The following is a 3,111-nucleotide window of genomic DNA, read 5'->3' as shown; positions in this document are numbered from 1 at the left end:
TTGAAGCAACGCCGATTACTTTGCGGGGGCCCCGAGAGCGGGGAAGAACTTCAGCTAACTTTACATTCGCATCCGGTTTTCAATGTGCAAAGCCAAATGCATATTGCTTGTAATGACGCGGGGTGGAGCAGCCCGGTAGCTCGTCGGGCTCATAACCCGAAGGCCGCAGGTTCAAATCCTGCCCCCGCAACCAATTATATTTTGCGGTCATGGCGGAATTGGCAGACGCGCTAGATTCAGGTTCTAGTGGTTTAACAGCCGTGGAGGTTCGAGTCCTCTTGACCGCACCATTTGCGGAAGTGGCTCAGCGGTAGAGCATCGCCTTGCCAAGGCGAGGGTCGCGGGTTCGATTCCCGTCTTCCGCTCCATTACGGGATGTAGCTCAGCTTGGTAGAGCACCTGGTTTGGGACCAGGGGGTCGCATGTTCGAATCGTGTCATCCCGACCATTTTGTTAACAAATACACGCGCAGCACGCTCAAGGTGTCGGTACCGGCACAGGGAGCGTGCTTTTGTTGTTGCGACAAGCATGGCCAATAACAACACTGTTTTGTCAAATAATTAACTGGTATTGGGTTGCCTGTGCGTGTATTCTAGTGAAAGGCGACTACAAGATAGGGGAATGACATTGGATAAACAGCTTATCACATTACGGGGATTACAATTTTGGGCGTTTGCGACAAACGGCGTTGCGGCGCCCTTTCTTCCTTTATATTTTGACAGGCAAGGCTATACGTCGGCACAGATCGGCGTCCTGATGATGGTCGGCTCGCTGCTGGCGATTTTTTTTCAGCCGGTGTGGGGGTATGTCAGCGATCGGTTGCAAACGGTTAAGAAGGTCATTTTTATACTCTGGAGCATCGCCGTTCTGTTCGGGATCGGACTGTTTACTTCCGGGAGTTATGCCTTAACTTTCTGGTTCGTTTTGCTGATGTATTTTTTCCTGCAGCCCTCCTACCCGCTGATCGACAGCGTCAGCATCCAATCGGCCGCGCGCAGGGGGGCAACCTATGGGTCGATACGGATGTTCGGCTCAATCGGCTTTGCGTCAATGGCGCTTATTGGAGGATATGTGCTGAATTTACTAGGGGGCATATCAAACCTGGGCTATTTTATGATCACGGTCTCGGTTATCCCCTTAATTCTGATGCTGCTGCTTCGGGATGAGCCGGCGGAGGGCGAACGCATGACGCTCGATTTGCTTAAGGGGATTGTGAAGAACAAGACTTTTTTGCTGTTTCTTCTGCTCGTTTTCCTCATCTCCATACCACAGAGAATGAATGATGTGATGTTCGGATTGTATCTGTTAAGCAATGGCGGAACGGATACGATGGTCGGCTGGGGTTGGGCGATTGCGGCCGGGGTCGAGCTTCCCGCATTCCTTCTGCTTAACCGTTATTTGAAAAAAGTCCACGAGTTTGCTTTGATCGGCGTCGTAGGCATTCTGTTTTCCGTTCGCTGGTTTTTGTACACGGTATTTACGGAACCATGGATGCTGCTTCTGCTGCAGGGAGGGGCGATCGTGACGTTCGCCGTATTTTGGCTCTCAGCCGTGCATTATACGGCGCGCATTCTCCCGATGCAGCTCTGCTCGACAGGGCAATCCGTGCTTGCCATGGTTTTCATGGGGCTGGCCGGGATCGTCGGGTCGAGCGCAGGGGGTTGGCTGAAGGACAACTATGGCGGAGCCAGCATGTATATATTCGCTGCTTGCGTGTCTCTGGTGGCCGGCATCGGTTTTCTGCTCGTCCAGTTTGCCTCCAGACGCGGCCGCATCAGAAGCATCAGCCCTTAGCGGGGCTTTTTTTCTTTATTTGCAGGTGGTACAATTCAATCAACTAACAAAAATAAAGTAAAGCGGGGAGATGGAATGGATACGAGTCCGCAGACAACCGGCAGCACCGGGAGAGCCGGTTTCGAAATAGGGTTATACACTTTCGGTGAGATTATTCCCGATCCGCTTACCGGTCGGACAATGAGCGCGCAGCAGCGGCTGCAGGAAATGATTGCCGCCGCCAAGCTGGCTGACGAGGCCGGGCTCGACGTATTCGGTGTCGGGGAGCATCACACGCTGGAGTTCGCCGTTTCCGCCACTCCCGTCGTGCTTGCAGCGATTGCCCAGGCCACCAAACGGATTAAGCTTACCAGCGCCACCACGGTTCTGAGCACGTCCGATCCCGTACGGTTGTTCGAGGACTTTGCCACGGTCGATTTGCTCTCGGACGGACGAGCGGAAATTATGGCGGGCCGCGGAGCGTTTATAGAGTCCTTCCCGTTATTCGGCTATGAGATCGATGATTACCATAAGCTGTTTGCGGAGAAAATCGAGCTGCTGCTGGAGCTTAATTCCAATGAACGGGTAACCTGGAGCGGACAATTCCGCAGCGCGTTGCACGATGCCGAGATCGCGCCGCGCCCTGCCCGCAAAGAGCTGCCGATCTGGATCGGCGTCGGCGGAACGCCTGAAAGCGCGGCGAGAGCCGGTCGGCTCGGGAAAGGTATGGCTATGGCGATTCTGGGCGGCGATCCGGGCCGGTTTAAGCCTTTTGTCGACATTTACCGAACGGCGGGCGTCCAATCCCGTCATAGGCCGGAAGAGCTCAAGGTCGCCGTTTCGAGCCACGGATTCATAGCCGAGACGACTCAGCAGGCCAAAGACGAGTTTTTCCCCTACTATGCGAACTACTTCGGTCATTTTCTGGGCAAGCGCACGGGCAGAGGGCCTGTTTCCCGCGCGGAGTTCGACCATATGGCGCATCCCGGCAGCGCGCTTGCGGTCGGCAGCCCCGAGCAGATCGTTGAAAAGCTGCTTCGCCAATACGAGCTGTTCGGGCACAACCGTTTCATGGCGCAAATGGATGTCGGCGGCACTCCCTTTTCCAAATTGGCTAAGGCCATTGAGTTGCTCGCGACAAAGGTCGCTCCAGTCGTTCGGCGAGAGACGAGCAAATAGGCGTATGATAGAGCATCCTAGCGCTATTGTTCAATGCCTTGTACGGAGATAATCCCCCACTGTCCACGCAGGAAGTGCTGGAGTAGTTATCACGCCGCAAAAAACACATGACCTATGCACTTCGTGGTAATCCTAGGTAGATTTCTGGTTTAGGCGTAG

The 3,111-nt window shown here is 54.3% G+C and carries 2 protein-coding genes and 4 tRNA genes; all 6 read left to right on the top strand.

The window, feature by feature from the left end; translation table 11 throughout:
- The first annotated feature begins 116 nt into the window (after positions 1–116).
- The 6 genes from RWM61_RS20100 (at position 117) to RWM61_RS20075 (ending at position 2,952) form a co-directional block, all read left to right on the top strand.
- Positions 117–193 (top strand) — tRNA-Met (locus RWM61_RS20100).
- A 10-nt stretch (positions 194–203) separates the two neighbouring features.
- Positions 204–290 (top strand) — tRNA-Leu (locus RWM61_RS20095).
- Positions 291–293: 3 nt separating this feature from the next.
- Positions 294–368: transfer RNA gene (locus RWM61_RS20090), tRNA-Gly, on the top strand.
- 3 nt (positions 369–371) lie between these two features.
- Positions 372–448: transfer RNA gene (locus RWM61_RS20085), tRNA-Pro, on the top strand.
- A gap of 179 nt (positions 449–627) precedes the next feature.
- Positions 628–1,794 carry an MFS transporter gene (locus tag RWM61_RS20080; RefSeq protein ID WP_314004242.1) on the top strand — a complete coding sequence of 389 codons (1,167 nt, stop codon included), beginning with the start codon at positions 628–630 and terminating at the stop codon, positions 1,792–1,794.
- Between the two features lie 75 nt (positions 1,795–1,869).
- Positions 1,870–2,952 carry an LLM class flavin-dependent oxidoreductase gene (locus RWM61_RS20075; RefSeq protein WP_314004239.1) on the top strand — a complete coding sequence of 361 codons (1,083 nt, stop codon included), beginning with the start codon at positions 1,870–1,872 and terminating at the stop codon, positions 2,950–2,952.
- Positions 2,953–3,111: the final 159 nt, after the last annotated feature.

The sequence above is a fragment of the uncultured Paenibacillus sp. genome, assembly GCF_963515335.1.
Classification (GTDB): Bacteria; Bacillota; Bacilli; order Paenibacillales; family Paenibacillaceae; genus Paenibacillus_I.
The sequence above is the reverse complement of the archived record's forward strand: the minus strand, read 5'-3'. Positions and strand labels throughout refer to the sequence as shown.